General features: G+C 34.1%; 5 protein-coding genes. All 5 read left to right on the top strand.

What is annotated here, in order from left to right:
* Positions 1-1,787, top strand: a 1,787-nt coding sequence (locus tag TJ68_RS03710) for an SbcC/MukB-like Walker B domain-containing protein (RefSeq protein ID WP_040928817.1), incomplete at its 5' end; no start/stop codon positions are given.
* A 68-nt stretch (positions 1,788-1,855) separates the two neighbouring features.
* Positions 1,856-2,467: an SCO family protein gene (locus tag TJ68_RS03705; protein ID WP_040928815.1), complete on the top strand. Its 612-nt coding sequence runs from the start codon at positions 1,856-1,858 to the stop codon at positions 2,465-2,467.
* Between the two features lie 107 nt (positions 2,468-2,574).
* On the top strand, positions 2,575-3,138 hold the full coding sequence (locus TJ68_RS03700; protein WP_040928813.1) for a TetR/AcrR family transcriptional regulator: 564 nt from the start codon (positions 2,575-2,577) through the stop codon (positions 3,136-3,138).
* Between the two features lie 59 nt (positions 3,139-3,197).
* Complete coding sequence (locus TJ68_RS03695) at positions 3,198-3,536, top strand: DMT family transporter (protein ID WP_040928812.1); 339 nt, start codon at positions 3,198-3,200, stop codon at positions 3,534-3,536.
* Positions 3,536-3,850: a DMT family transporter gene (locus TJ68_RS03690; RefSeq protein WP_040928811.1), complete on the top strand. Its 315-nt coding sequence runs from the start codon at positions 3,536-3,538 to the stop codon at positions 3,848-3,850. The genes TJ68_RS03695 and TJ68_RS03690 overlap by 1 nt, the downstream gene beginning before the upstream one ends.
* Positions 3,851-4,322: the final 472 nt, after the last annotated feature.

The following is a 4,322-nucleotide window of genomic DNA, read 5'->3' as shown; positions in this document are numbered from 1 at the left end:
AAGAAAAAGAATTAGAAACGAACGACGCGAGTATTGATGCACTGAACGCTTTAAAAGAAGAAAAACATTCTATTGAACTAACGCTAGGCGTCCTTAAAAGAGATATTGAAGTACAGGAAGCTGAAGATAAAAAAATAAAGCAACTAGAGTCTTATATTCAAGAAAGAAATCAGGTGTCTGAACAATTATCTGCTTCAATAAAAGAAAAAGAAAATATCGTCAAACAGTTTAATGACATTTCACTCGAAACAAACGACGCTATTAATCATTTACTGTCTCATTTAGAAATTGGTAAGCCGTGTCCAGTGTGTCACTCAGTAATCGAGACATATCCAGATCACAAAGAAATTATGGATGAAGAGACAAAAAACAGGTTGACTGAACTAATTAATCAAGAAAATGAGTTCTCTAAAAACATCGATAGGCTGACGATTCATATTGAAGCGGCACGATCAAATATTAGTGACGTTAAATATGATGGGGATCAGTTAAGAGAAGACTTCGCAAAGCTAGAATTCAAACTTAAAAATATTGATGAACAGCTTAAAAATGTGAGTGAACAGTTAGAACGTAAAGAGAAGTTAATGAATGAAATTAACGAACTTAAAGATTCACGATTAAAAACAAGTGAGGCACTCACATATAAAAACGAATCACTAAAAAATCTTACACTAACGAAGGAATCATTTATTGCGGAGACTGGACTAAATGACTATACAGCGTTAGAAGAGAAAATCACTCTACTAACGGATTCTGTTAACCTTCATGAGCGTACGTTAAAAGAAGCGGAGTCCAAACGACAAAATATTGAAGTAAATATCGCCAAACTAAATACAGAGTTATCATCAGTCAAAGAAAATATTGAATCGTTTCGCCGTGATTTAAATGAGTATACACCAAAAGTTGAATCATTTTTAAACACTTATGACACAGTAGACCGAACGAATATTGAAGCGTATTTTAAAATCGATGACGAAGCGTTACAGCAATCAGTCGATACGTTTTACAGTAAAGTGCGCGAGCTAGAAGTAAAATTAAACACGTTAAAAGAATCTCTCACAAGTTTTGAAGCGATCGATGTCACATTAAAAGAAGAAAAGCTAAAAGAGTTAGAAGAACAAAAGAAAGAGTTACAACGCGTTATTACAGAGACTGAATATCAATTAAATAGTGACGAAGCATTAAAAGAAAAGTTAACGGATTCTATCAACACATATAATGATGACGAGAAACGTGTTCGCGAGCTCGAAGTCTTAGCAAAAATTATAAATGGTAATAGTGAAGGTAGAAATTCAACCCATCCAACATTATCACGATTCGTTCTGATTCATTATTTAGAACTGATTTTAGTCTACGCTAATAAGAGACTCACAGAAATGACGAATGGCCGTTATGAATTGCGACGAAAAGATACGTTTAATGCAGCAGACGCACTCATCATCGACGTATTCGATCACTTTAACAACGAAACGAGAAATATCGCAACACTTTCAGGAGGAGAAACGTTTCAAGCGAGTCTTGCCCTTAGCTTATCGCTCTCTGAAGTCATTCAACATGAAGCGGGTAGTATAACTATGGATATGCTCTTAATTGACGAAGGGTTTGGAACGTTAGATGAAGAAACACTTAACACTGCGATTAACACGTTAGTTGACCTTCAAACGAAAGGCAAGATGGTCGGAATTATATCTCACGTTGAGGCACTAAAAACACGACTTCAAAACATTATATATGTAGAAACAGAAAACGAAAGAAGTACGACAAATATTGTAACTTATTTGTCATAAAGGCAATATGATATAAAAAGGTTATGTGAGATAATCAAGTTATATAGAACATATTGAGGGGGATAATCGTGAAGCGATTACTATTACTCGTTTTACTATCAAGTATTGTTTTATCTGCATGCTCTAAAGCTGGAGAAGTAGACGTAAGCAGCCGATACGGCAATACGATGGATGACTTTGAAGTCGTTGACCAAAACGATGAAACATTTACAAAAGCCGACATGGATGGAAAAGTATACTTAGTAGACTTTATTTTTACAAACTGTACGACAGTATGTCCACCGATGACACATAACATGACGTCTGTTGTAGAAGACCTTGAAAAAGACGGCGTAGAAAACTATGCGATTTTAAGTTTTTCAGTGGATCCAAAAAGAGATACACCAGAAGTATTAAGAGAATATATCGATCTATATCATATCAATGATTTAAATGCAGATTGGACATTCGTTACAGGGTATGACTATGAATTTATCCGTAAATTCTCAGAGAAAAACTTTAAAACAATCGTCGCACCACCACCAGAAGGTAGTGACCAAATTACACACGGTACATCATTTTATCTCGTCGATGAAAACGGGAAAATCATCAAAGACTACTCAGGTGTAGATAGTGGAGACAAGCGTTTCCCTAAAGAAGAAATCGTGAGTGACGTTAAAAAGTTAACAAAAAATCTATAGACCCTTAACCACTAAGAGAGATCTTAGTGGTTTTTTATCTTCTAAAATTAGAAAATTTGTGTTATTATATATGAATGACAATCAGTCATTTTTCGGAGGTGAGTCAATTGAACAAAGAGGAAAGAATTATCGAGTCTTCTATCGAAGTCTTTTTAGAAAAAGGAATTGAGAAAGCAACGGTGTCTGAAATCGTTAAAAGAGCAGAGATCGCACAGGGTACGTTTTACTTATATTTCGATTCAAAACTATCAGTAATGCCTAAAATTGCTGAAGTGATGGTAGAGAAAATGTTAGAAGAACTATCACAAAATGTTTCTGGAGACTCAATTGAAGAAGAAATAAAATCAGTAATCGATACGATTTTTAATATAACAAAAGAATACAAATCACTGACAACACTCATCTACTCAGGACTTACGCAAACACAATATGTCGGCGACTGGGAAAAAATATACGCACCACTATATGATTTTATAGAACAATTACTAATTCCACATATAAATAACGGTGAAATTAGAGAAACGGTAAATACAGCGTTTATATCAAAAATTTTAATCGGCTCGATAGAATCATTGGCTGAACAGATGTACTTATATGATGAAGCAAGTGAAGAAAATGTAAATGACTATAAAGAAGAGTTGTTTACGTTTATTTTAAACGGATTAAAGTAGTATTTAATTTTATTTTATAATGACTGATAGTCATTCATTTCATTTAGAAAGGGATTTTTATGAATAAAGCATGGATATATGTCTTTATAACGAGTTTCCTAGAACTCGTTTGGATATACGGATTTAACGTCGCGAGTACATGGTGGCACTGGGCGATACTCGTACCAATTATTATTTTAGATTTTTTAATCTTATCAAAAGCGTGTGAATCATTACCAACAGGAACTGTGTACGCAATATTTGCTGCAGCAGGGACCGTCGGAACAGCATTAATGGACATCTATTTCTTCGATGAACATCTAACACTCGCGAAAATATTCTTCATCGGAATATTAGTACTCGGAGTCATCGCACTTAATCTAACAGACGATACGAACAAAAAGGAGGTCACTGAATAATGGGCTGGATATACGTATTTTTAGCAGCAATATTAGAACTCGTCGGAGTTATAGGGTTAAACGGATTTAGTCAGAAGAAATCAGTGAAAAACTTTATACTATTCTTTGGAGGATTCGGAGGAGCATTTGTCTCACTATACCAAGCGTTTAACTATCTCCCAGTCAGTATCGCATATGCAGTCTGGATTGGAATCGGAACAGCCGCAGCAGTGATTGTAAACATGGTGTTTTACGGAGAATCAAAGAGCCCTGGAAGAGTACTAAGTTTAGTAGTCATCATCATTGGTGTAGTAGGATTAAAAGCAGTGAGTTAGTGCGGGAGTTGGGGTAATACTCTCCGGGTTTCGTGTTGTTTATCATTTAAAGTGTCTTATGACAACTTATTGTGAATTTAATTAACAAAAATATTGCGAATCTGTTAAATATATGGATATATTTAACAGATTTTCTATTTTTAGACCTCTTTTTGTTAGATAAAAAATTATATTGAACATATTTTATGATTTCAGATTCGTTTTTGTTAAATAAATGATTATATCTAACAAAAATTTGTTCCAGAGACAAATATTTGTAAATAAGAAGGATATAATAAGTTAAAAATCGAGGAAAGAGAAGAGTTTTGAGTGTAGTAATGATAATTGTTGGAATAGTTGGCTGAAAAGCGCTGAATTAGCTGGGGTGTTGCAGGAATGTTCTCTGGATTTCGTGTGTTTTATCATTTAAAGTATCTTATAACAACTTCTGGTGAATTTAATTAACAAAAATATCGCGATTCTGTTAATATAT

The organism is Nosocomiicoccus massiliensis (genome assembly GCF_000438455.1).
Taxonomy (GTDB): Bacteria; Bacillota; Bacilli; order Staphylococcales; family Salinicoccaceae; genus Nosocomiicoccus; species Nosocomiicoccus massiliensis.
This window is presented reverse-complemented; position numbering and strand designations above follow the sequence as displayed.